General features: G+C 64.4%; 13 protein-coding genes. 11 read left to right on the top strand and 2 right to left on the bottom strand.

From position 1 onward, the window contains the following. The first annotated feature begins 169 nt into the window (after positions 1–169). The 11 genes from PI990_RS16775 (at position 170) to PI990_RS16725 (ending at position 13,073) form a co-directional block, all read left to right on the top strand. Entirely contained in the window at positions 170–1,786 is a 1,617-nt protein-coding gene (locus PI990_RS16775) for a phosphoethanolamine transferase (RefSeq protein ID WP_271657799.1), read from the top strand. Next, positions 1,786–2,361 carry a class I SAM-dependent methyltransferase gene (locus PI990_RS16770; RefSeq protein WP_271657798.1) on the top strand — a complete coding sequence of 192 codons (576 nt, stop codon included), beginning with the start codon at positions 1,786–1,788 and terminating at the stop codon, positions 2,359–2,361. The genes PI990_RS16775 and PI990_RS16770 overlap by 1 nt, the downstream gene beginning before the upstream one ends. Before the next feature lie 129 nt (positions 2,362–2,490). Next, positions 2,491–4,557 carry an LTA synthase family protein gene (locus PI990_RS16765; protein WP_271657797.1) on the top strand — a complete coding sequence of 689 codons (2,067 nt, stop codon included), beginning with the start codon at positions 2,491–2,493 and terminating at the stop codon, positions 4,555–4,557. A 250-nt stretch (positions 4,558–4,807) separates the two neighbouring features. Further along, complete coding sequence (locus tag PI990_RS16760) at positions 4,808–5,209, top strand: c-type cytochrome (RefSeq protein ID WP_271657796.1); 402 nt, start codon at positions 4,808–4,810, stop codon at positions 5,207–5,209. A 34-nt stretch (positions 5,210–5,243) separates the two neighbouring features. Beyond that, the gene (locus PI990_RS16755) at positions 5,244–6,734 is read left to right on the top strand and encodes an aldehyde dehydrogenase family protein (protein ID WP_271657795.1); all 1,491 of its coding nucleotides are present in this window, start codon (positions 5,244–5,246) and stop codon (positions 6,732–6,734) included. Between the two features lie 244 nt (positions 6,735–6,978). After that, positions 6,979–7,908, top strand: a complete 930-nt coding sequence (pcaQ, locus tag PI990_RS16750) for a pca operon transcription factor PcaQ (RefSeq protein ID WP_021221002.1) — start codon at positions 6,979–6,981, stop codon at positions 7,906–7,908. Positions 7,909–8,025: 117 nt separating this feature from the next. Then, positions 8,026–8,745 carry a protocatechuate 3,4-dioxygenase subunit beta gene (pcaH, locus tag PI990_RS16745; RefSeq protein WP_271657794.1) on the top strand — a complete coding sequence of 240 codons (720 nt, stop codon included), beginning with the start codon at positions 8,026–8,028 and terminating at the stop codon, positions 8,743–8,745. A gap of 12 nt (positions 8,746–8,757) precedes the next feature. After that, positions 8,758–9,363 carry a protocatechuate 3,4-dioxygenase subunit alpha gene (gene pcaG / locus PI990_RS16740; protein WP_271657793.1) on the top strand — a complete coding sequence of 202 codons (606 nt, stop codon included), beginning with the start codon at positions 8,758–8,760 and terminating at the stop codon, positions 9,361–9,363. After that, positions 9,353–10,450, top strand: a complete 1,098-nt coding sequence (gene zapE / locus PI990_RS16735) for a cell division protein ZapE (RefSeq protein WP_271657792.1) — start codon at positions 9,353–9,355, stop codon at positions 10,448–10,450. The genes pcaG and zapE overlap by 11 nt, the downstream gene beginning before the upstream one ends. Before the next feature lie 94 nt (positions 10,451–10,544). Then, positions 10,545–11,387 carry an IclR family transcriptional regulator domain-containing protein gene (locus PI990_RS16730; RefSeq protein WP_021220998.1) on the top strand — a complete coding sequence of 281 codons (843 nt, stop codon included), beginning with the start codon at positions 10,545–10,547 and terminating at the stop codon, positions 11,385–11,387. 336 nt (positions 11,388–11,723) lie between these two features. Beyond that, positions 11,724–13,073 carry an MFS transporter gene (locus tag PI990_RS16725; protein WP_271657791.1) on the top strand — a complete coding sequence of 450 codons (1,350 nt, stop codon included), beginning with the start codon at positions 11,724–11,726 and terminating at the stop codon, positions 13,071–13,073. Positions 13,074–13,487: 414 nt separating this feature from the next. On the opposite strand, the gene PI990_RS16720 is transcribed toward PI990_RS16725, so the two are convergent. Both PI990_RS16720 and PI990_RS16715 read right to left on the bottom strand, forming a co-directional pair. Beyond that, positions 13,488–13,766, bottom strand: coding sequence for a hypothetical protein (locus PI990_RS16720; protein ID WP_271657790.1), 279 nt, complete (start codon positions 13,764–13,766; stop codon positions 13,488–13,490). Beyond that, a complete protein-coding gene (locus PI990_RS16715; RefSeq protein WP_271657789.1) occupies positions 13,753–24,861 on the bottom strand; it encodes a LysM peptidoglycan-binding domain-containing protein in 11,109 nt (3,702 codons plus the stop codon). The genes PI990_RS16720 and PI990_RS16715 overlap by 14 nt, the downstream gene beginning before the upstream one ends. Between the last annotated feature and the right edge of the window lie 165 nt (positions 24,862–25,026).

The raw sequence follows: 25,026 nt of genomic DNA, 5'->3' as shown, positions 1-25,026 counted from the left end.
ATTCTATATTCGCGTCCTGAAAGCTGGCAATCGCCGCTGCTGGCCGTCGCGGCCCCTGGGCGCTGGCGGCGACGTTTCCACGAGGTTTTTTTCACGAATTCTTGACTGCCCCCTACCTAGGCTGCGAGCCGTCTCCTGCAACCCCTGCAGGGCCGGTCGAGCCCCGTCCATGCTGAAGAACCTCCGGTTGCGCCCCGAAGCCCTGACCCTGCTGGTCAGCGTCGCGCTGCTGCTTTTTTACAACCTGCCGCTGTGGCGCCATGTCGCGCAGATCGTGCCCGACCCCTGGCTGCGCGTGGTCTTCGGCGTGCTGGTGGTGCTGATCTTCAACCTGGTGCTGACGCTGTTTTCCTTCCGCTGGGTGTTCAAGCCGCTGCTGACGCTGGTGCTGCTGGGCAGCGCCGGGGTGTTGTATTTCATGACCCAGTACGGCGTGGTGGTGGACATCGAGATGCTGCGCAACGTCGCCGAGACCAACGTCAGCGAGGTGCGCGACCTGCTGACCCTGAAGTTCGCCGGTTTCCTGCTGCTGTTCGGTGTGCTACCGGCCGGCTTGCTGTGGCACCTGCAGATCGGCCATCGCCCGCTGCTGCGCGAGCTGCTGAGCAAGCTGCTGGTGACCGCGGCCTGCCTGCTGGCCCTGGGCGCCATCGCGTTGAGCAACTACCAGGCACTGGCCTCGCTGTTCCGCAATCACCACGAGCTGCGCCTGATGGTGGTGCCGAGCAACTACCTGGGGGCTTCGTTCAGCTACCTGCGCACCCACTTCGCCACGGCGGACGAGCCCCTGCGTGCCATCGGTACCGATGCCCGCCGTGCGCCCGCCTGGCAGGGCCATGCGCGCAAGTCCCTGACGGTGCTGGTGGTGGGGGAGAGCGCCCGTGCCGCCAACCTCGGGCTGCTGGGCTACGGCCGCGACACCACGCCGCTGCTGGCGAAGCAGCAGGGCCTGACCGCCTTCACCCAGATGCGCTCCTGCGGCACCGAAACCGCCGTGTCGGTGCCCTGCATGTTCTCCAACATGCCCCGCAGCGACTACAGCTACGCCCGCGCCAAATCCCAGGAAGGGCTGCTGGACGTGCTCAAGCACGCCGGCCTGGCGGTGCGCTGGCGCGACAACCAGTCCGGCTGCAAGGGCACCTGCGACCGCGTGGCCTTCGAGGACATGGGCAACGCCAAGGACCCCAGCCTGTGCGCCGGCGGTGAATGCCACGACGCCATCCTCCTCGATGGGCTGCAGGGCTACATCGACACCCTCAAGGATGACAGCGTGCTGGTGCTGCACCAGATGGGCAGCCACGGCCCGGCCTACTACAAGCGCTACCCGGCGGCCTTCGAGCGCTTCACCCCGGTGTGCCGCAGCGCGACGCTGAGCGACTGCTCGCGGGAGAGCATCATCAATGCCTACGACAACACCCTGGTCTACACCGACTACCTGCTGTCGAGCCTGATCGACCTGCTGCGCAAGAACCAGGACCGTGTCGACACGGCGATGATCTACCTCTCCGATCACGGCGAATCCCTCGGCGAATACAACCTCTACCTGCACGGCACGCCCTACGCCATGGCACCGGACGAGCAGAAGCACGTGGGCCTGCTGACCTGGTTCTCCGAGGGCTACCAGAAGGACTTCGGCCTGGACAACGCCTGCCTCGGCAGCCAGCGCGACAAGCCGGTGAGCCAGGACAACCTGTTCCACTCCATGCTCGGGCTGCTGCAGATCGAGACCGGCGAATACCAGCGCGACCTGGACCTCTTCGCACCCTGCCGGAGGTCGGCGTCCTGATGACCCTGGCCCCCTGGTTCGGGCGCTGGCGCCAGCGGCAGATCGCCCGGCGCGCGCTCAAGGCCGCCGGCGAGCCCAACCTGGTGCTCGACCTGCCATGCGGCCTGGGGCGCTCCTGGGCGCTGCTGGCCGAGCACCCGAACCGCTTCATCCTCGCCGCCGACCCCTCGCGGGACGTGCTCGACCGTGCCCTGGCCGCCCGCAGCGGCCCCTTGGTGGAGCGCGTGCGTGGCTTCCAGACCTCGGTGCTGGCCATCCAGCTGCCGGAGAATGCGGTGGACAGCATCCTCTGCCTGCAGTCGCTGAGCCGCCTGAGCCCCGAGCAACGCCTGATGGCCCTGCGCGAGCTGCGCCGGGTGACCCGCGACACGCTGATCCTCTCACTGCCGGTGGACGGCAACCTGGAGGCCTGGCACTGGCGGCGCCACCGGGGCGAGGGTGCCAGCGTGCCGCCGTTGCGCCGTGACGTGCTGGAGGACGAGTTCCGCCAACTGGGCCTGCAGATCCTCTCGCACCAGGACTTCCTGCCCGGCTGGGCGATGGTGCGTACCTACGTCCTGCGCAAGGACGGGTGATGGAAAAACCGGTTACAGCTGAACCTTTCCCCTTTGCGTCACCTAAGCACTATCATCGCGCCTCTCCGGCATCCCGTTACGGGTGCCCGGCAGTTCGCATTTCCTTTCCAATTGGATGGACTCCGATACATGAGTAGAACCCGCAACCCGCTGGGCGCCTACCGCCCGACCCTGGGCAGCCACCTGGCCTTCACCCTGTCGTGTGGCCTGGTGTTCCTGGTGATGTACACCCTGCTGCGGGGGGCCTTGCTGGTCTACAACCGCGAGTTGATCGGCGCCACCCCGGCCGCCACCTTCGTCGAGGCCTTCTTCAACGGCTTCCGCTTCGACCTGCGCCTGACCATCTACGCCCTGGCGCCGTTGCTGCTGTCCATTCCCTTCGCCGGTGCCATGGCCGCGCGCCGCCTGCACCTGGTGTGGCTGACCGGCTTCGCCAGCGTCACCCTGTTCTTCGGCCTGCTGGAGCTGGATTTCTACCGTGAATTCCACCAGCGCCTGAACAGCCTGGTGTTCCAGTACATGAGCCAGGACCCGAAAACGGTACTGAGCATGCTCTGGTACGGCTTCCCGGTGGTGCGCTACCTGCTGGCCTGGGCCATCGCCACCTGGCTGCTGTTCAAGCTGTTCCAGTGGCTGAGCAGGGTGCATCGCCCCCGTGGCGAGGCGCGGGCGGGCGAGGGCAGCGGCCGCGCCGCCATCGCCCCCTGGTACCTGCGTGCCGGGGTCTTCGGCCTGGTGCTGGTACTCGCCGTGGTCGCCGCCCGTGGCACCCTGCGCCAGGGCCCGCCGCTGCGCTGGGGTGACGCCAACACCACCGACTCGGCCTTCGCCAACCAGCTCGGCCTCAACGGCACGCTGATGCTGATGAACGCTGCCCAGGCGCGCTTCTCCGAAACCCGTGACAACCAGTGGAAGGCCAGCCTGCCGGAAGGCGAGGCGCAGGATGTGGTCCGCGACATGCTGCTGACCCCGCAGGACCAACTGGTAGACGAGGGCAGTGCCGCCGTGCGCCGCCTGCTCACGCCCAATGCCGATGGCAGCCTGCCGGTGCGCAACGTGGTGGTCATCCTTATGGAGAGCCTGGCCGGACACTACGTCGGCGCCCTCGGCGGCAAGGGCGACATCACCCCCAACTTCGACCGCCTGAGCAAGGAGGGGCTGCTGTTCACCCGCTTCTTCTCCAATGGCACCCACACCCACCAGGGCATGTTCGCCACCATGGCCTGCTTCCCCAACCTGCCGGGCTTCGAGTACCTGATGGAGCAGCAGGAGGGCACCCACAAGTTCTCCGGCCTGCCGCAATTGCTCAGCGCCCGCCAGTACGACGACCTGTACGTCTACAACGGTGATTTCGGCTGGGACAACCAGCTGGGCTTCTTCGGCAACCAGGGCATGCGCAACTTCGTTGGCCGCAATGACTTCGTGAACCCGGTGGTCTCGGACCCGACCTGGGGCGTTTCCGACCAGGACATGTTCGACCGCGCCGCCCAGGAGCTGAAGGACAACTACGGCAGTAAGCCCTTCTATGCGCTGTTGCAGACCCTCTCCAACCACACCCCCTACGCCTTGCCGGAGCAGCTGCCGGTGGAGCCGGTCACCGGCTTCGGCTCGCTGGACCAGCACCTCACCGCCATGCGCTATTCCGACTGGGCGCTGGGGCAGTTCTTCGAGAAGGCCAAGCAGTCGCCGTACTACAAGGACACCCTGTTCGTGATAGTCGGCGACCACGGCTTCGGCACCCCCGAGCAGCTCACCGACATCGACCTGTACCGCTTCAACGTGCCGCTGTTGCTGATCGCCCCCGGCCTCCAGGAGAAGTTCGGCGCGCGCACCGATGTGGTCGGTACCCAGGTGGATGTGGTGCCCACCATCATGGGCCGCCTCGGCGGCGAGACCCGCCACCAGTGCTGGGGCCGCGACTTGCTGAGCCTGGCGCCGGAAGACAAGGGCTTCGGCGTGATCAAGCCTTCGGGCAGCGACCAGACCGTGGCCATGGTGGCCGACGGGCGCATCCTGGTGCAGCCGCGTGGTGGCGACCCGCTGCTCTACGACTACCACCTCAACAGCGAGCAGGGCGCGACCCGCGTCGAGGACCCGGAGGCGGTACAAACCATGAGCCGTCGCCTCGAAGCCTTCCTCCAGGTGGCCACCAAGAGCCTGCTGGGCAACACCACGGGCGTCGTCGACGCCAAGTGACCCCGCCGCCCCGGAGCCGCTCCGGGGTGCATCCCTTCCCTTAACGGCGCCCTGTTCCTCGCGGAGCGGGCGCTGGCAGAACTGCCAATACGTCTGGCATGCAGGAAAAACCCCGGGCTCTGCCGAGCGGTAAGAATCGACTGACCGCCACCCCAGTGGCCGCTCCCTTTGCGGGAGGGCTTCGAGGGTGGCATTTCCCGCAGGGCGCCCCGGTGTCCGCCGGGTGGCCCAGGTCATCAAGGTTCGTTGCATGCTGCCTAACAACAAGATCCGCCCGTTCCTCGCTGCCGCGTCACTGCTGTTCCTGCTGCCGGCCCTGCCGGTTCTCGCCGATTGCGGCCAGGCCGGGGTGGAGCGGGGCGCCAATGCCTTCGCCGCCGAATGCTCGGTGTGCCACGCCGCCAGCAAAGGTGCCGCGCCGGGCATGGGGCCGAACCTGGCCGGGGTGATCGGCCGCGCCGCCGGCAGCCAGCCCGGCTTCGCCTATTCCCAGGCGATGAAGGCCCGCGCCCAGCCCTGGCAGCAGGACAGCCTGCAAGCCTTCATCGCCCAGCCGCAGGCCCAGGTGCCCGGCACCTACATGCCCTATGCCGGCCTGGCCGACGCGACGGATCGCCAGGCCATCGCCTGCTTCCTCGCCCAGCCGCACTGAGGCGCCCCGGAACTCCCATGAACGAGGAAAGAACATGAGCAAGGTTGACGTACTGCCGCAGGTCGCGGCCTTCCTGCAACGCCGCCACGGCTGCTTCATCGACGGCCAGTGGGTGGTGCCCGAAGGCGCTTCCACCCCGGTGCTGAACCCGGCCACCGGCGAGGTGATCGCCGATGTGGCGGAAGCCGACGACGCGCTGCTGGACCGTGCCGTGCAATCGGCCCACCGCGCCTTCAAGGCCGGCGTCTGGTCGGGCCTGCGCCCGGCCGACCGCGAACGCATCCTGCTGCGCTTCACCGCGCTGGTGGAGGAGCACGGCGAGGAACTGGCGCAACTGGAAACCCTGAGCCAGGGCAAGTCCATCAACATGGCGCGGATGCTCGATGTCAGCGCCACGGTGGAGTTCATGCGCTACATGGCCGGCTGGGCGACCAAGATCGAGGGCCAGACCCTGGACGTGTCCATCCCGCTGCCCGAAGGCGCGCGCTTCACCGCCTTCGCCCGTCGCGAGCCGGTGGGCGTGGTGGCCGGCATCGTGCCCTGGAACTTCCCGCTGATGATCACCACCTGGAAACTGATGCCGGCGCTGGCCTGCGGCTGCACGGTGGTGATCAAGCCGGCCACCGAGACGCCGCTCACCGCGCTGCGCCTGGCCGAACTGGCGCTGGAGGCGGGCATCCCGCCGGGCGTGTTCAACCTGGTGACTGGGGGCGGCGCCACCGTGGGCAACGGCCTGGCCTCGCACCCGCTGATCAACAAGGTGTCCTTCACCGGTTCCACCGCCGTGGGCAAGAGCGTCGGCGCGGTGGCGGTGCGCAACATGACCCGCTTCGCCCTGGAGCTGGGCGGCAAGAACCCGATGATCATCCTCGCCGACGCGGACATCGACAAAGCCATCGGCGGCGCGCTGCTCGGCGGCCTGCTCAACCAGGGCCAGGTCTGCGCTGCGGCGTCGCGCTTCTATGTGCAGCGCTCGCGCTACGACGAGTTCGTCGAGAAGCTGGCCGCCGCCGTGTCCGGCATGAGCATCGGTGCCGGCATGGACTGCACGGCAGCCATCAACCCGCTGGTGTCGCGCAAGCAGCAGCAGGGCGTGCTGCGCCATATCGAGCTGGCCCGCAGCGAGGGTGCCCGGGTGGTCACCGGAGGCACGCCGGTGGACAGCGAAGGCTTCTACGTGCGCCCCACGGTGCTGGCCGATGTCGACCACTCCATGACCGTCTCCCGCGAGGAGGTGTTCGGCCCGGTGCTGTCGGTGATTCCCTTCGACGACGAGGAGAGCGCCATCGCCATGGCCAACGACAGCGAGTACGGCCTGGCCGCCAGCCTCTGGACCAACGACCTGACCAAGGCGATGAACCTGGTGCCGCGCATCGAAGCGGGCACCGTGTGGGTCAACGCCCACGTGCTGCTGGACCCCAACATGCCGTTCGGCGGCGTCAAGCAATCGGGCATGGGCCGTGAATTCGGCCGCACCGTCATCGAGGCCTACACCGAGCTGAAATCGGTGTGCATCGCCCACTGAGCAAGTGCGACACCCTCCTAATTCACAGGCCTTCGGGCCTGTTTTTTTATGGGGTGGAGTCATTCCTCGCCTGTGTCGACGGCTCGTTCGTAGGGCGGGTGAAACCCACAAATGCCTTGTGCAGGGTTGTCGGGTTTCACCCGACCTACGCGACGCGAACTCGGTCCCCGGTCATAACCAAATCTGTTGGCCTGGCCCGGAATCAAGGCTAGGCTTCCGGCATTTCCCTGACCGGGCGCCTGCCGTGAATATCGACACCCGCATCAAGTTCCGCCACCTGGTGTGCTTTCTCGAAGTGGCGCGCCAGGGCACCCTGGCACGGGCGGCGGACAAGCTGGCGGTGAGCCAGCCGGCCATTTCCAAGACCCTCAAGGAGCTGGAGGATCTGCTCGGCGCCAGCCTGTTCGCGCGCAGCAAGAGCGGCGTCACCCTTACCGAGGCGGGCGTCGCCTTCATGCGTTACGCCGGCCCCTGCGTGCAGGCGCTGCGCGATGGCGTGGACAGCCTGCGCAGTGGCGAGCATGAATCCGCCACCCTGCGCCTGGGCGTGCTGTCCACGGTGGAGAGCTTGCTGGTGCCCGAGGTGGTGCGCCGCCTTCACGCACGCCACCCGACCCTGGTGGCCAGCGTGGTGACCGGCCCCAGTGCCTACCTGCTGTCGCAGCTGCACGTGGGCGAGCTGGACCTGGTGGTGGGGCGCATGACCGACAGCCCGCAGATCCAGGGCCTGCTGTTCGAGCACCTGTACAGCGAATCGATGACCCTGGTGGTGCGCCCAGGCCACCCCCTGCTGGCGGGGCCGCCGGCACGGGAGCGGCTGCAGGATTACCCGCTGGTGCTGCCGCTGGCCGGGACCACCATCCGCAAGTACGCCGATGCCTTCTTCGTGCAATGCGGCATCAACCCGCCGCGCCAGCGTTTGGAAACCCTGTCCGTGGCCTTGAGCCGGCGCTACGTGCAGACCAGCGAGGCGATCTGGATCGCCCCCACCGACGCGGTGCAGCTGGACCTGCGCCGGGGCGAGCTGGTGGAGCTGCAACTGGGCATCCAGGAGCCGGGCGGTTCGGTGGGTATCTGCAGCAACGCCGCGCTGCCGCTGCCCCTGGCGGCGCACTGGTGCGTGGAGGTGTTGCGGGAGCTGGGGCAGTCGTACCGCGAAGGGCAATATCCTTAACTGATTGGTTATGGATGGGCGGCGTTATTTCAGTTTTGCCGCCGCCAGCGAGGCGCGACACTCCGCCACAGCCTGCTGCCCCGCAGCCTCCATAAATCCAATAAGAAGGAGATCGACATGTCCGATGCGGAACAGAGCCGCTTCGTCATTCGTGACCGCAACTGGCACCCCAAAGCCCTGACGCCTGACTACAAGACCTCCATTCCCCGTTCCCCGCGCCAGGCGCTGGTGAGCATCCCGCAATCGGTTTCCGAAACCAGCGGCCCGGATTTCTCGCACCTGAAGCTAGGGCGCTTCGACAACGACCTGCTGCTCAACTTCGACCACGGCGGCCTGCCCATCGGCGAGCGCATCATCGTCGCCGGGCGCGTCTGCGATCAGTACGGCAAGCCGATCCCCCACACCCTGGTGGAGATGTGGCAGGCCAACGCCGGCGGTCGCTACCGCCACAAGAACGACCGCTACCTGGCGCCGCTGGATCCGAACTTCGGCGGGGTCGGCCGCGCGCTGACCGACAGCGAGGGCTACTACAGCTTCCGCACCATCAAGCCCGGCCCCTATCCATGGCGCAACGGCCCCAATGACTGGCGCCCGGCGCATATCCACTTCTCCATCAGCGGCCCGTCGATCGCCACCCGGCTGATCACCCAGCTGTATTTCGAGGGTGACCCGCTGATCCCCATGTGCCCCATCGTCAAATCCATCGCCAACCCCGAGGCGGTGCAGAGCCTGATCGCCAAGCTCGACATGAACGCCGCCAACCCCATGGATTGCCTGGCCTACCGCTTCGACATCGTCCTGCGCGGCCAGCGCCGGACCCACTTCGAAAACCGCTGAGGAGCTGCGCGCATGCCCATTCAATTGCTGCCGGAAACCCCGTCGCAAACCGCCGGCCCCTACGTGCACATCGGCCTGGCGCTCGCCGCCGCCGGCAACCCGAGCCGCGACCAGGAAATCTGGAACGAGATGGCCAAGCCCGGCGCCCCCGGCGAGCACATCCTGCTCATCGGTCACGTCCATGACGGCAACGGCCACCTGGTGCGCGACTCTTTTCTCGAGTTCTGGCAGGCCGACCATGAAGGCCGCTACGACAGCGCCTTCGACCTGGAAAAGCCCTTCAACGGCTTCGGCCGCACCGCCACCACCTTCGATGCCGGCGAATGGACGCTGAAAACCATCAAGCCCGGCGTGGTGCACAACGCCGCCGGGGTGCCGATGGCGCCGCACATCAACGTCGCGCTGTTCGCCCGGGGCATCAACATCCAGCTGCAGACGCGCCTGTACTTCGACGACGAGGCCGACGCCAACGCCCGGTGCCCGGTGCTCGACCTGATCGAGCAGCCGCAGCGACGCGAAACCCTGGTCGCCAAGCGCTGCGAGGTGGACGGCAGGCTCGCTTACCGCTTTGATATCCGCATCCAGGGGGAAGGGGAAACGGTCTTCTTTGACTTCTAACGCGCAGATTCACGAGGCGGGTCAGCCCGCCGAAGCGGTCCTCGACCGCGTTCGGCGGCACTTCAATGGCGTACTGGAGGCGCGGGGCTACCGTGCCGACAGCGCGCAGCAGGCGGCCATCGAGCACCTCGGCGACTGGCTGGGCAAGCACCTGGCCGCCCGTCATGGCTGGTTCCGCCGGCCGGTGGCGGGCGTCTACCTGTGGGGTGGCGTCGGCCGTGGCAAGAGCTTCGTGATGGACGCCTTCTTCGCCGCGGCGCCGGTGCAGGCCAAGCGTCGGGTGCACTTCCACGCCTTCCTGCAGGAGCTGCAGGTGCGCATGCTCGCCTTCAGCGGCCAGGCCGACCCCCTGGCGCGCGTGGCCGAAGAGATCGCCCTGCAGACGCGCCTGCTGTGCTTCGACGAATTCCACGTACACGACATCGGTGACGCCATGCTGCTCGGGCGCCTGCTCAAGGTGCTGGTGGAGGAGGGCGTGGGCCTGGTCTGCACCTCCAACTACAGCCCCGACAAGCTGTGCCCCAACCCGCTGTACCGTGAGCGCTTCCGCCCGGCCATCCAGCTGATCGAGAAACGCTTCGACGTGGTTTCCCTGGATGCGGGGCAGGACTACCGCCAGCACAGCACCGAGCTGGAAGCCTGGGGCGATTACTGCTGGCCCGAGCCGGATGATGGCGGCGCGTCGATCCGCCGTGCCTTGGGGCTGGGGGAGGGCGCCTTGCTGAACCAGGTGCTGGAGGTCAATCACCACCCGCTGCGGGTGCATGCCCTGAAAGGCGACCGCGCCTGGCTGGACTTCCACGAGCTGTTCGCCACGCCGCGTTCGGCCAGCGACTACCTGTGGCTGATCGAGCACTTCCCGCATATGGCGGTGGGCGGGTTGGACCGCCTCGGCGATCACCCCCAGGACGTCAGCCAGCGCTTCCTCAACTTCATCGACATCGCCTACGACCGCGGGCTGCACCTGCGGCTGTTCTCCGCCGTGGCGCTGGAGCAACTGGCCGAAGGCGGCAATGCGGTGGATTTCGCCCGCACCCTGAGCCGCATGAAACAGCTGCGCAGCGTGAAGCTGGACGCTGCCCAGTAGTCCCGTATTTGCGAGGGCGTGCCGACAATTGCGATAACCGCCCACCGCTTCGATAATCGCCCGACTCTCGCCGTGACCGCCAAGGACAACAACAATGAGCGACGAACAACGCGTCCCCCTGCCGCCCCTGGCGCCGCCCATCATCGCCTCGCCGGCCAAGCGCATCGAAGCCTTCACCGGCGACCCCAACTTCATGACCTCCCTGGCCCGCGGCCTGGCCGTGATCCACGCCTTCCAGGAGCGCAAGCGCCACCTGACCATCGCCCAGATCAGCCACCGCACCGAGATCCCCCGCGCCGCCGTGCGCCGCTGCCTGCACACGCTGATGAGCCTCGGTTACGTGACCACCGACGGGCGCACCTACTCGCTGCTGCCCAAGGTGCTCACCCTCGGCCACGCCTACCTGTCGTCGACGCCCCTGGCGGTCACCGCGCAGCCGATCCTCGACCGCCTCAGCGAGCAGCTGCACGAGGCCTGCTCCATGGCCACCCTGGAGGGCGACGAGATCCTCTACATCGCCCGCTCGGCCACGCCGCAGCGGTTGATATCGGTGGACCTCAGCGTCGGCAGCCGCCTGCCGGCCTATTGCACCTCCATGGGCCGCATCCTTCTCGCCGCGCTGGATGACGCGGCGCTGGAGGAGTACATCGAGCACGCCGACCTGCAGATCAAGACCAGCCGCACCGTGCACACGCCCGAGGGGCTGCGCGCGAGCGTCGCGGAGATCCGCACCCAGGGCTGGGTGATCATCGACCAGGAACTGGAAGTCGGCCTGCGCTCGGTGGCGGTGCCGCTGAAGGATTCCGCCGGCCAGGTGCTCGCCGCCCTCAACGTCGGCACCCACGCCGGGCGCGTCACCCGCCAGGAACTGGAGACGCGCTTCCTGCCAGTGCTGCTGGAGGCCAGCAAGGAACTCAGCGCACGGCTGTTCCAGTAAGGGCATTCCCACACGGCGTGGATGTCGCTCCGACATCCACGCGCAGCGCCGCTTGCAAAGCGTTCGATAAGCGCACGCATAGTCGATTATCGAATTGAACTGCCCCGGGCCTCTCCGTAGTGTTTGCCGGGCCGCACGACACGATGCGGCGCCATAAAAACAATGAGAGTCAGCCATGGCCAGCAGCCACCCGCAGCGCGCAAGCGCTCCGTCGTCGCACGCCGCAGGGGTTCGCCTGCCGGGCACGCTCATTCCTGTCTCATTCGCGCAGTCCGGCTTAGAGGTCGAACCCATCGACCCGCGCCGCGCGAAGACGCCTTCACAGGAACTTCCTACATGACCCGACCTGCACAGCTACCGGCCGCCGGTACCCTCGACGTCCAATCCTTCATCAATGCCCAGCCGCTCTCCCGCTACCAATGGCGGATCGTGCTGCTGTGCTTCCTCATCGTCTTCCTCGACGGCCTCGACACCGCCGCCATGGGCTTCATCGCCCCGGCCCTGACCCAGGAGTGGGGCATCGACCGCGCCAGCCTCGGCCCGGTGATGAGCGCCGCGCTGATCGGCATGGTCTTCGGCGCTCTGGGCTCCGGCCCGCTGGCCGACCGCTTCGGCCGCAAGATCGTGCTGGTGGTGGCGGTGTTTCTCTTCGGCCTGTTCAGCCTGCTGTCGGCCTTCAGCAGCAACATCGACCAGTTGCTCGCCCTGCGCCTGCTCACCGGCCTGGGCCTGGGCGCGGCGATGCCCAACGCCACCACGCTGCTCTCCGAATACACGCCGGAGCGGCTCAAGTCGCTGCTGGTGACCAGCATGTTCTGCGGCTTCAACCTCGGCATGGCTTCGGGCGGCTTCGTCTCCGCGAAGATGATCCCGGCCTTCGGCTGGCACAGCCTGCTGCTGCTCGGCGGCGTGCTGCCGCTGCTGCTGGCGGTGGTGCTGGTGGTCTGGCTGCCGGAATCCGCCCGCTACCTGGTGGTGCGCAATCGCGGTGCCGACAAGGTGCGCCAGGTGCTGGCCCCCATCGCCCCGGCGGAAGTGGCCGTGGCCACGGACTTCAGCGTGCCGGAACAGAAGACGGTGCAGAGCCGCAACGTGCTCAAGGTGGTCTTCGCCGGCACCTACAGCGCCGGTACCCTGCTGCTGTGGCTGACCTACTTCATGGGCCTGGTGATCGTCTACCTGCTCACCAGCTGGCTGCCGACCCTGATGCGCGACAGCGGCGCGAGCATGGAGCAGGCCGCCTTCATCGGCGCGCTGTTCCAGTTCGGCGGCGTGCTCAGCGCCGTGGGCGTGGGCTGGGCGATGGACAAATTCAACCCGCACAAGGTCATCGGCGTGTTCTACCTGCTGGCGGGCGTCTTCGCCTACTTCGTCGGCCAGAGCCTGGGCCAGGTCACCCTGCTGGCGACCCTGGTGCTGCTCGCCGGCATGTGCATCAACGGCGCGCAATCGGCGATGCCATCCCTCGCCGCACGCTTCTACCCCACCCAGGGCCGCGCCACGGGCGTGTCCTGGATGCTCGGCATCGGCCGCTTCGGCGCCATCCTCGGTGCCTGGATCGGTGCCACGCTGCTGGGCCTGGGCTGGAACTTCGAACAGGTGCTCACCGCGCTGGTGGTCCCCGCCGCCATCGCCACGGCGGCGGTGGTGATCAAGGGGTTGGTGAGCCATGCGGATGCGACGTGAGAGGACCTGTTTGGGCAGCATCTTTGATATCGCGTGATAGCAATGCTCGGTCTCTACGGGACCGAGCATGACGTGCAAGGCATGGCGGAGGGAGGGCATTAACCTTGCAAACCTGGTCAGTGAGGTAAATACCGGAGTCAGGGAAGTTAGATGAGTCAGCTTGTAGAGACGAGCATCGCTCTACTGAAGCCAGCGCTCAATGCATCACTACATCAGCAATTGGTTGTTAGCGATATCTGTGAGCAGGCAGATCAGGAGTCCTGAGGGGGCGCTGAAAAGACTAGCGCCCCATTCTGCGCCCGGGTTGAGAGGTAGCGTTCTATGGTCTTGTTGAGACCATTCTTTCGATACCCTAATATTCAAGATTCCCTATATTAAGAGGTCTTATGCATCGATGGCGGGGCAATCTAGATTTTATAATTTTATTTTTTTCATGAATATATCTGCAAAATTTGATAGGTCTTTAAGTCCCGCGTTTGAGAGGCTTGTCCATATTCCAGTTTTCCTATAATTGTCTAGTTTTTTCTTCACTTCATCCTTAGCCCAGTCGGGAAGTGCATCGAAATTTTCCTGGCTGCCATATCTCGCAATGACAATGATCAGATCAGTCGCGACCGACTCCTCGCTACTAAACCCCTCGCGGTGAAGCCGAAGTACCTCCTCGATTAGTCTGATAATTTTAGTGTCCTTCATCTATCATTCTCCTAACTAATTTGTCCCCGTGATCCACAGCTTTCCAGTGAAGGTTGTCTCTGTACCCGGGTTCGATACTGCGCTTATATTCGGCGGCAGTTATTGATCCTTTTTGAGCCAATACTGAACGAAGTGCGTTAATTTCATATATTTCATGCGCAAGAATTGCAACTATGGCTCGATCACTCTCCAGTACTGACTCTCTGATGCGAACAGTTATTAGCCCATCTTTGTCGAGTAGCGAGCGTGCCCCAGGTTGGGCCTTCCAGCTAATCCTGGCATTCAGTTGTATAGATTCAAAGTCACCATAATGAGCAAATACATCCTTGCCTAGTGCGTCCAAAAGCTCATCCGCAACAGGGACAAATCTTATCTCATCAAGCAGATCAACCCCATGCTTCTCTGCAATATTCTCTGCTTCGGTGATGGTTCTTGCTCCATCTGGATTCCTGCGCCAGAGATGCTCAGTTGCATGAAGGCTTGCAGTGCCGGTCGCCCTAGTATACGAGAAGCGACCGATGACTTTGCCGGCACCATACCCTGCCGCCATTTCAGCCAGGCTATACCCGATTTCTCGGTAGTCCTGCTTATAGCTGAAAAACGCCTTGAGAGGGCTGATTGCGCCTTGTACAACACCACCTGCAATGGATAGTCCTGTCGCCGTAAGTCCTTTTTCTTCAATGCTTCTGAATAATGCGCTCGATGGATCATAAGCATCCTGACGCCCAGATAATGCGTTGGAAGCATAATTGTAGCCATATAGAAGCGCATCTTTGTTCTGATTTATTATTTCAGATTTCAACCCTGCAACGGTCTGCGGTACAGACTCAATGAAATCAGTCGCCCCAGCAGCCAGCTGTCCATACCATGTAAATTCGGACATACCTTCGATCCAACTGATCGGCTCGATTGAGTCGCTTGGATTTTCTACTTCAAACCCAGGGGCTCTCGCTGTAACGAGTTGCGGCATTAGCGTCAACGAAGCTGGCTCATATCCTTCGGGTTTACCATTGAAATTTGAAGCCAGCATGCCGATATATTTGGGGTTGGAAGCATAGGTTACTTGGCGCTCTTCATCTGCCCTGCCAAGTTGTCTTGCCAGGTAGTTAGCCAGGGAGTTTCCAAAAGCATCCAGCGCAATTTTTGCATAGTCAGGTGTATCACCACCAAGCCACTTGTCTCGAACAAGGGCGCTGGTTTGTGCACTTATCTGCCCCCGAAGAATGCTACTGCCCAAGCCGCTGCCACTAACTGCACCGCCTGCCATGGTACCCAAGCTCGACGCAGCCATATCACGCCAGCTGAAGCGAGTTTCCAAGCCTACTATTCGACTGGAGGCTTGGCTGATCAAATAGGCGGCTGCTCCCTGAGAGGCATAACCAACGGCAGGAGCCGCTTTTCCGAGTGATGAAGCGATATTGGCAACGGTTGGGCTCGTACTTACCACTGTTCCCAGGCCTGCCGTAAAACCAGCGGTCAAACCGCCGACAGCGACTTGTTTCCAGGAGAAGCTGTCGACCACTCCCATGGCCATACCTGCTAGCTGTGAAGCCGCGCTACCGACTGCAGCGCCTATTGCTGCAGAACCTATCAAGGCTCCAGTGGATAAACCTGCGGTTGCGGCAGTTCCGCCGACCATCACACCGGCACCAACTGCCGCGCCTCCTGCGGAGGCGGCTGAGCCTGCAACTGCAAAAGCACTGGCAGCAGCTCCTGCTGTATAGATAGTTGCAACCACGGCTACAACCACCATGGCGATGCTGGCTACGCCACTGCATTTTTTCTTCTTAGGCTTTGGTGGCGGTGGCGGGAGTTGAGGGCTCGGAGTAGTGTCACCAATGATCTCGGCGGCGTTATAGGGTTTGAATGTTGAAGCGTCGTTATGAGTGCTGCTCACAACGTTTGGAATGCTTAGATTGGAACCAGCTATCAAGGGTTTACTAGGATCCAACCCGTTAGCGTCTGCAATCAGGTACCACATCCGAGAGTCGCCCCAAACACTTTGAGCGATACGCTCAAGAGTGTCGCCGCTGTTTACTACATAGTTGCTAGGGGTGCGGGCGGGGTATTCGGGAGATATTGGGTTCAAGGCGCTGTTTATTTCAGGAGAACTGGCATTGCCGATCGTGGCCAGCAACGAGCCTTGATAATAGATATAGCTTTGCGTCGAGCCATTTCGTTCTTGTCGTGAGGTAAGTTGGCCTTCTCTGTTTGTAGAGAAAACTCGCCACTCATAGCTTGGGGTGTCATACCCTATGTAGTACAGCTCACCATTACCATGGTAACTGTATGCTGAAATTCCAGGGGAACCTGGGAGGCTCCATGTTGCGGTTGTATAGGACTCTTTGTAGCTGGAGAAAAGGGAGTATATTTTACTGTATTCCCCCGTATGGTTAATGCTGCTTCCATTGGTATTGTAGACAACATATCGATATTTTCGTTGATTTCCAGCGGCATCAATCATTCCTGCTTCTGCGAAGTAGTTGGCTTGAGATGCCAGTTGCTCACCGTTAACTATCTTGTAAGAGAATTGAGATAGTTGAGTTTTGTCTCCGCGGTATTTGTAGTCTGTAGCTGATGATGCGACTCCTGATGTGTAGAGTGTCTGCCTGGATTTGTCTCCTTGATTGTCATAGCTGTTTGTGTTTTCTAGTATGGCCTCGGTCTGGCTGAGCGAGGCTTGGAGAGCATCGGCATTTAGAGTTTTTGTGAGCTTTCTGCTGGTGGTGGCTTCTATTTGATTTAAGCTGTTGTAAGCATGCTCGAGTTTTGAGTATATTTCATTTGAGCTGTTTGTCTGAGACCATTTTTCGGTGGTCTTTATTCTTCCGAGGATGTCATAGGAGTTGATGTATCCTTTTTCTTTTGAGTTTATTTTGCCGGCTAGTATTTTTCCATTTTCTAAATAGCCGTCGCCAATTGTCACTCTCCCTTCAAGGTCGTATTTGAACCAGCTGTCGATAATTGCTCGGCTCCCTGACTGGTTCGTAGTGTCCATATAGGATCTTCTGCGATTGCCGTATTCATCGTAGGAGTATTGAAGCAAATCCATTTTTGCGAGGTTGCTTACAACGCCATAGCTAGATATCGCAGTCCCATTTGGGGAACTTGCTTTTGTAAGGCGTTGGGCTTCGTCAAAGGCAAATCTTTTTTCGCTTGCTGCGTCTATGTTTATATAAAAGACCAGGTTATTTATGCTTTTCCCTATTTCTAGCTCTCTGACCATTTTTCCAGAAATGTCATATTCATATTTTGAAATTCTTGATTCATAATCCCCTTCAAAAGCTAATGCTGGTCGATAGTCAATGCTTTTTATGGTGCCGTTGGAGTAATAATCGTAAATATTACTTTGGGATAGGTAGAAGCCTCCAAATAACTCTGTGGGTGTGTAATAAGCATCGGTTCCCTTCTCCAGAACTACTTGGCCAAATAAATTATAGGTGTAGTTAAAAAGCCTCCCTGCTAGATCCTTCCTCTCCGTCAACCTCCCAAAATCCGCCTCGTTATAGGTCCAGGTCAGCGTGTTGTTGAGACCGTCGATTTCCTTCGTCTTGCGGTTGGCCTCGCTGTACTCGTAGCGCTTCTCGATCTTCGATTCATTGCGGGTGCGCACGATGTTGCCGCGCTCGTCGAAGAGGGTGTAGCGCACGGTGCCGGCCACGCCCGTGGTGGTGGAGCTCCAGTCGGCGTTGGCGATGCTGGTGAGGGTTTCCTCGAGGGCGGTGGCACCGGTGATTTCGCCGACGAGGCGGCCGGCCTGGTCGTACTGGTTGGTCTGCAGGATGACCTGGGCGCCATTGCGGATGATGCCGTGGGTGAGCTGGCGGTCCATGGCGTCGTAGCTTTCCACCAGCACGGTGCCGAGGGCGTCCTGGGTGGCGACGCGGTTGCCGTGGGCGTCGACGCGGTAGGTGCGCGAGTAGCCGAGGGCGTCGATGTCGCGGACGAGTTCACCGGCCTGGTTGTAGACGTGCTGGCGGATGCGCAGTTCGGTGCTGGTGGGCATGCCGGTGTAGGGCCCCACCAGGTCGACTTCCTGGATCAGCTGGCCGAGGGCGTCGTAGCGCTTCTCGTGGATGAGGCTGGCGCGGTAGCTGGTGCCGTTCTCGCGCAGGATGTCGGTGACGGGGAGGGTTTCGCTGAGCTGTTTGTTGTTGTGGTCGTAGCTGTAGGTGGTGACGTAGCCGCGGGCGTCGGTGCGGCTGAGGACGTTGTTCCAGCGGTCGTAGGCCTGGCGGATGATGGGGGTGGCCAGGGTGAGGTTGACGTTGTTGAGGGTGTCGGCGTTGAGGTTGGCCTCGAAGGCCGGCAGGTGCTGTTCGAGGGCGCGGCCGAGCAGGTCGTAGCGGGTGTAGGTGATGCGGTCGTCGGTGCTGACGGCGGCGTCGCCGATCTGGTTGCTGCGGCTGGCGCGACCGCCGAGGTCGTAGTCGACGCGGGTGATGCCCTGGGCGTTCTGCTGCTCGATGACGCGGCCGACCTGGTCGTAGGCGTAGCGGGTCTGCAGGTTGCCGTTGAGCAACTGCTGGGTGACTTCGCCGAAGCGGTTGTAGAGGGCGCTGTTGGTGGTGCTCTTCTGGGTGTTGTCGGCAGCGGTGTAGGCGTCGCTGGTGGAGAGCTGCTGACCGAGGGCGTCGTAGCTGTAGCTGCGGCGTATGGTCTGGGTGCGGGTCAGGGCGGCGCCGTTGACGGTCCAGGCACTGAGGGTGACGCTGGTCTGGCGGCTTTCCTCGAGGCGGCGGCCGGCGACGTCGACCTTGTAGCTCTGCGCGGAGCCGCCGGCATCGATGCTTTGCACTTCGTAGCCGGCGGCGTCGAAGCGGGTGCGGGTGGTCTGGCTGAGGCCGGCCTGCTGGGCACCGGCGCTGCGGGTTTCGCTGATCACCTGGCCAAAGGCGTTGACCTGGTAGGTGGTGGTGGGCGAGGCGATGACGGCGCCGCTGGCGAAGGGGTCGACGGCGCCGGCGCGGGCGGTGGCGCGGGCCGGTTCGGTGACCTTGCTGACCTGGCCGAGGGCGTTGTAGTCGGTGGTGGCGACGTTGCCGGCGGCGTCGGTGACGGTGCGGGTGTTGCCGAGGCCGTCGTAGCTGATCTGGCTGACCAGCAGGTCGCCGGTGACCAGGCTGGCGCTGACGGCGTTGGTCTGGGCGTTGATGCTCTGCTGCCAGTAGCGCACGTTTTCCTGGGTGACCTGGGTCACCCGGCCCATGCCGTCGTAGGCGTAGCGGGTGCTGCGGTCGTTGGCGCTGGCGCTGGGGGCCGCCGGCAGGGCGGCTTCGCTCCAGCTGGCCAGGGCGGTGGCGTATTCGACCTGGCGGCTGAGCTGGCCGAGGGCGTTGTATTCCATGCGCGTGTAGTGGCCGAGGGCGTCGACGCTGCCGATGCGCTGGCCGGCCACGTCGTAGTAATGCACGGTGCTGGCGCCGGTGAGCACGGTGGTGCCATTGGCGTCGCGGGCGATCTGGGTCTCGCGCACCAGGTTGCCGAAGGTGTCGTAGCTGTAGAGGGTGGTGGGCGAGGCGCTGAGGCTGGTGGCGCCGGCGACGCTGCCGTTGAAGACGTAGAGGCTGACGGCGTCCTGTTGCACCGCGACCTTGCGCCCGAGGGCGTCGTAGCGGGTGGTCAGGGTGCGGTCCTGGGCGGGGTTGGCCACCAGGCTGGTGGCGGTGATGTCGCCGGCCAGGTAGTAGCCGGCCGCCGGTACGGCGGCGGTCAGGCCGTTGGCGTAGCGACGGGTGCTGGTGCGGTTGCCGAGGGCGTCGTAGGCGTAGGCGGTGACGCCCTTGAGGGCGTCGATGTCATGAGTCAGGCGGCCGAGGCCGTCGTAGACCTTGTAGCTGTCGACGTAGTCGCTGGCGGCATTGCCGCTGTTGCCCACGCGCACGCGGTTGCGCACGGCATTGCCGAGGGCGTCGTAGGTGACTTCGGTGGTGACCTGGAAGGTGTTGGCGGTGCCGTCGCTGGCGGCCTGGTAGGCGCCGGTGGTCTTGTTGTACCAGCCGGGGGAGGTGATGCGCACCTGGTGGCCGACGGCGTCGTAGCCGTAGGCGGTGGTGCGGGCCTGGCTCAGGTCGTCCTGCGCCGGGTCGGCCTGCAGGCTGCTGCGCAGGCGGCCGACGGTGCGGCTGCTGACGTTGCCCAGGGCGTCGTAGGTCATGCGGGTGACCAGCAGGCGGCTCTGGCTGCTGACGGTGCCCGTGGCGTCGATCGTGGCGACGTTCACCGCCGGGGTGATTTCCTCGGTCAGGCGGTTGAGCCTGTCGTAGGTGTAGGTCCAGACGTCGCCGTTCTTGTTGGTCAGGCGGGTGCGGTTGCCCACGGCGTCGTAGCCATAGGATTCGGTGCGCCCGGCGGCGTCGGTGACGCTGAGCAGTTGCCCGGCAGCGTCGTACACCGAGTGGGTGGTGCGGGCCTGGGCCCCGGCGCTGGCCAGGGCGGCGGCGACCGCCGCCTCGGTGTAGGGCGGCTTGACCGGAATGGGTTTGTCGTAGCGCAGGCTGTCGGTGACCCGCCCGGCGTTGTCGTAGCGGGTCTCGGTGACCTGGCCGAGGGCATCGATGCTGTAGCGCTGGCGCCCGGCGGCATCGTAGACGAAGTCGGTGAAGGTGTCGGCGGCGGCGTTGGCCACGACGGTCACGCTGCTCACTTCATCGCCATGACCGGCCAGCACGCTGGCGGCCAGCGGCGTGGCAAAACGGCGGATGCGGGTGATCTGCCCGGCGGCGTCGTAGACGGTGCGGGTCACCCCGCCCAAGGCGTCGATCGTGTGCCACAGGCGGCCGGCATTGTCGTAGATGTACCAGGTGCTGTTGCCCCCCGCGTCGATCTTGCGGGTCACCTGGTCGTTGCCGTTGTAGCGGTACTGGGTGGTGAGGTTCAGGCCGTTGGGGTCCTGGCGCTCGGCGGTGCGCCGGCCCAGCTTGTCGTAGACGTAGAGCACCACCTGCTGGTTGGGGCTGGCCACGGTGCCGCGTGCCACCTGCACCTGCCGGCCCACGCCGTCGTAGCTGTAGGTGGTGGTCAGCTTCAGGCCGTTGGGGTCCTGGGTCACCACCAGGGTCTGGCCCTTGCGGTCATAGGCGTAGTCGGTGATGCGCTGCTCGGCCAGGCCTTCGGCCTGGGTCACCCGCACCTGGCGGCCCTGGCCGTCGAAGGCGTAACGGGTCACCCCATTGTTGGCGTCGGTGCGGGTCACCACCCGGCCGGCGGCGTCGTAGCCGTAGCGGGTCACCCGGCCCAGGGCATCGGTCACCGTCAGCAGCCGCCCGGCGGCGTCGTAGGTGCGGTTGGTGCTGCGCTCCAGGCCGTCGGTGACGCGGGTCTCCCGGCCATCGCGGTCGTAGATGTAGCGGGTGGTCTTGCCCAGGCCGTCGGTGACGCTCAGGGTCTGGCCGTGGCGGTCCTTCACCGTGCTGATGCTCACCCCGTCCGGGGTGGTCACCGTCAGGGTGCGGGTGTTGTCGTCATAGGCATAACTGGTCAGGCGGTTGAGCCCGTCGATCTCCTGGATCACCCGCCCGAAGGCGTCGTAGTCGACGATGCGCGCCTGGTTCAGCGGGTCGCGGCTGACGATCCGCCGACCCTTGCTGTCGTAGCTGAGGGTGCTCACCAGGCCACGCCCGTCGGTGCGGCTGATCACCCGGCCAAAGGCGTCGTAGGCCGTGGCGGTGCTGCGCGCCAGGCCGCCGACGTCCTCGATGCGGCCGATCAGCTCGCCGCGCCGGTTGTAGCTCAGGCTCTCGCTGACCGTGACGCCGCTGGCCAGGGTACGGGTGATCGAGGTCTGCTCGCCGTAGGCGTTGTAGCCATAGCCGGTCAGGTAGCCCAGGGCATCGGTGCTGCTGGTCAGGCGGCCCTGCTTGTCGTAGCCATAAGTGCGGCGGTTGTCGACCGCGGCATTGCGGATCGCCTGCACCAGGGCCTTCACCGGCGTGCCCAGCAGGCCGCCGCTCAGGCCGCTCACATCGCCGCTCGCCAGCCGTGCACTGAAGTCCGTGCGCTCACTGACCTCGCCGAAGGCGTTGTACTGCGTCTCGCTGACCTCGCCCAGGGCGTTGATCACCTGGGTCAGGCGTCCGGCTGCGTCGTAGTAGGACAGCGTGCGGTTGCCCTCCTGGTCGGTGACGCTGGCCACCCGTCCCGCCGCGTCGTACCGGTAGGCCAGCCCGTACTGGGCGTAGATCGCCGTCACCTCGGCCTCTGTCATCCCCTCCTTGATCCGCGTCGAGGCCTTGCCCAGCAGCTTGCCGATCACCTCGCCAAAGGCGTTGTAACGGCTGTTCAGGGTGCGCTCATCGCTCGTGCCGCGGGCCTGTACCTCGCGCACCAGGCGCCCGGCCACGTCGTACTCGAAGGTGGTGCGGGTGCCATCGGTGGCGGTGCGCTGGCTCACCCGGCCCAGGTCGTCGTAGGCCACGGTGCTGGTCTGCTGCACGCCGTTGGCCGCCGCCACGGCACGTACATCGGCAAAGCTCGTCGACGTGGTCACCGCCGCACCGTGGTAGATGGTGCCGTAGCGGATCGTGCGCTGCAGGTTGCTGGCCTCGTCGTACACCACCTCGGTGACGAACTGCTGCTCGTCGATGCTGCCGACCTGGCGGCCCGCCGCATCGTAGAAGTACCAGCTCTCCAGGTTTTCGCCCGCACCCGGGCGCAGCTGCGCCAGGGTACCGTTGGCGCGCAGCGCCTCGGTCGTCGCCTGGCCGTAGCGGATCTTCTGGATCAAACGCCCACCGGCGTCATACACCGACTCGCTCAGGTAGCCTTCGGCATCCAGCCTGCCCACCTGCCGACCTTCGCTGTCATAGAAGTAACGGGTCACCCGCTCACCCGTCTGCTCCTGGACTAACTGGCTACGGCCATCGTAGCTGTAGGTGGTGACCGTGCCCTTCGCATCGGTGCTGCTGCTCAAGCGGCCGCTGGCATCGTAGAGGAAGGTGCTCGTCCGGTCCGCCGCCGAGTTCCCCGGGCGGATCTCGCCGACCAGGGTCTTGATCACCGTCGTGCCATTGAACCAGGTGCTGGTGTCCACCAGGGTGGCGTAGCGCTTCTCCTGGGTGCGCTGGCCCGCCGCGTCATACACGTACTCGACCACCGCGCCCGTGCCATCGACCCGCGCGCTGACCCGCCCGGCCTCGTCGTAGAAGGTGTAGCTGCGCACCGCCGTGGGGTCCTGCACCATCACCTGGCGACCCGCTGCGTCATACACGTACAGGGTCGTGCGCGTCGCCTCGCCCGCCGCCGTCTGCGTCAGGCCGAGCAGGCGGCCCGCCGTGTCATAACTCTGGGTCACCGTCAGTCCGGCGCCATTGGTCACCGACACCCGCCGGTTGACCCCGTCGTACACCATCGTGCGCGTACCGCTGGCATCCACCTGGCTGACCGCCCGGCCCAGGCCGTCGTACACCGTCGAGCTCAGGGTGCTCTGGCGGGCCCGGTCAGCCCCTCGCGTCACCAGGCTCTGCAGCAACTGGCCATGCTCGCTGTAGATGTACTCGAGGATCACGGTCGAGGCATCGATCACCCCCACCCCCGCCGCATCCACCGTGCCGTAGCTCGTGCGCTTGCTCAGGTTGCCCCGGTAGTCGTAGGTCAGCTCGGTCAGCGTCGAACGGGTCTTGTCGCGTGCCGCGATCCAGCTGTCGAACGCCGCCCCCGCAATCATCTGCTCCGGCGCCAGGCCGCTCAGGTCATAGCGCGCGTCGGTGTAGCTGACCTCCTGCGTGAGCAGCCCCGCCGCGTTGTACTCGTAGCCGGTGACGCTGCCGCCGGCACTCACCACGTAGCGCGGCCGGCCATTGGCATCGAGTATGTAGCGCGTCACCTGCGCCGCCGAAGCCGGCGGCTCGGTCCAGGTCCCGTTCGCGCCGCTCCAGGTCGCCGGCACGCTGTAGCGCGTCTCGCTCAGCAACTGGTTGTTGCCGTCGTACTGGCGCGTAACCGTGTTGCCGAGGGTGTCGCGCTCGTGGATGCGGTTGCCATTGGCGTCGTACCGGTAACTCACCGAATTGCCCAGGCCATCGGTCACCCGCGTCAGGTTGCCCTCGGCGTCGTACAGGTAGGAGGTCGACAGGCGCTGGCCATTCACCGCCGGCGTCTGCACCTGCACCATCTGCCCCTGGGCGTCGTAGTAATAGCTCCACAGCTGGCCCAGGCCGTTGCTCACGTCGGTGCGGCGGTTCGCCGTGTCGTAGCTGAAGGTCATCGTGCCCGACGCATCGGTCACCGTGCGCACCCGGTACTCGCCCCCCACCAGCACATAGGTGAAGCTCGCCGTCGTACCGTCGCTCTGGCTCACGCTGGCAACGCGGAAACTGTCCCCGTCATAGCCATAGGTCGTGGTGTAGACCTTGCCATCGGCAATGCTGTTGTCGCTCGGCGTCAGGTCCGTGCTCACGCTCACCAGCCGGCCCAGCCCGTCATAGCCGTAATACACCTGCTGGGTCAGCGCACCACCAGTCGCGCTGCGTGTGTCCAGACGCTGCAACTTGCCGGCGGCGTTGTAGCTCAGCACCAGCTCCTGCCCCGAACTCGCATCCCGCACGCTGCTCAGCCGGCCACTGGCGTCATAGCCATAGCGGGTCACCACCCCGGAACGATCGGTCAACGACACCAGCCGCCCCGACGCCCCCTCGTAGCGCTCCACCGCCCGGCTCGAACCCTCCGTCCACACCCACTCGCTGGCCGCGGCATCCCACACCACCGAATCGTGCGCGCCATCACCCTCGCTCGACTGGTAGCGGCTGCCGTTCCAGGCATACACCGTCTCGTGCCCATCGCCCGTGGTACGCGTCAGCGTGCTGCCCGCGCCATTGAGCGTGCCGCTCAGCACCAGGCGCCGCTCGCCCTCCCAGCGCCAGCCATCGGCATCGCCATCGTTGAGGCCGCCCTGGGCGTTGTAGGTGCGGGTGTGGAACAGGTCCAGCCCCATCGCCGACAGCTGCTCATCGGTAAAACGCAGCACCAGGTTGCCGTTGCTGGCATTGACCAGCGCCTGCCCTCCCGCCTGGCCCAGGCCCCCGCCAGCGGCCCCACCCAACGAGTTCAGCGATGCGTTGAACAGACCCAGTCCATTGCCGGCAACGATTGCAACCATGTCCTTGCATCCCCTTGAGGGCCGAAAGTGCGGCCCGAAATTCATCGCGCACGGTAAATGTGTGCGCCTCTGGGGAGCTCTATTCCGAGATTCGCGGATTTGTTTAGGGGGAAATGAAAAATAAATACCTGCGACAAGCCTTACTGAGTTCGGAATCTGCAAGGG

It is taken from the genome of Pseudomonas sp. TUM22785 (genome assembly GCF_028198105.1).
GTDB lineage: Bacteria > Pseudomonadota > Gammaproteobacteria > Pseudomonadales > Pseudomonadaceae > Metapseudomonas > Metapseudomonas solani.
The sequence above is the reverse complement of the archived record's forward strand: the minus strand, read 5'-3'. Positions and strand labels throughout refer to the sequence as shown.

Coding starts and splice junctions, on each gene's coding strand:
- PI990_RS16775 (WP_271657799.1), top strand. CDS start 170: ATGCTGAAGAACCTCCGGTTGCGCCCCGAAGCCCTGACCCTGCTGGTC.
- PI990_RS16765 (WP_271657797.1), top strand. CDS start 2,491: ATGAGTAGAACCCGCAACCCGCTGGGCGCCTACCGCCCGACCCTGGGC.
- PI990_RS16770 (WP_271657798.1), top strand. CDS start 1,786: ATGACCCTGGCCCCCTGGTTCGGGCGCTGGCGCCAGCGGCAGATCGCC.
- PI990_RS16720 (WP_271657790.1), bottom strand. CDS start 13,766: ATGAAGGACACTAAAATTATCAGACTAATCGAGGAGGTACTTCGGCTT.
- PI990_RS16725 (WP_271657791.1), top strand. CDS start 11,724: ATGACCCGACCTGCACAGCTACCGGCCGCCGGTACCCTCGACGTCCAA.
- pcaH (WP_271657794.1), top strand. CDS start 8,026: ATGTCCGATGCGGAACAGAGCCGCTTCGTCATTCGTGACCGCAACTGG.
- PI990_RS16715 (WP_271657789.1), bottom strand. CDS start 24,861: ATGGTTGCAATCGTTGCCGGCAATGGACTGGGTCTGTTCAACGCATCG.
- PI990_RS16730 (WP_021220998.1), top strand. CDS start 10,545: ATGAGCGACGAACAACGCGTCCCCCTGCCGCCCCTGGCGCCGCCCATC.
- pcaG (WP_271657793.1), top strand. CDS start 8,758: ATGCCCATTCAATTGCTGCCGGAAACCCCGTCGCAAACCGCCGGCCCC.
- PI990_RS16760 (WP_271657796.1), top strand. CDS start 4,808: ATGCTGCCTAACAACAAGATCCGCCCGTTCCTCGCTGCCGCGTCACTG.
- PI990_RS16755 (WP_271657795.1), top strand. CDS start 5,244: ATGAGCAAGGTTGACGTACTGCCGCAGGTCGCGGCCTTCCTGCAACGC.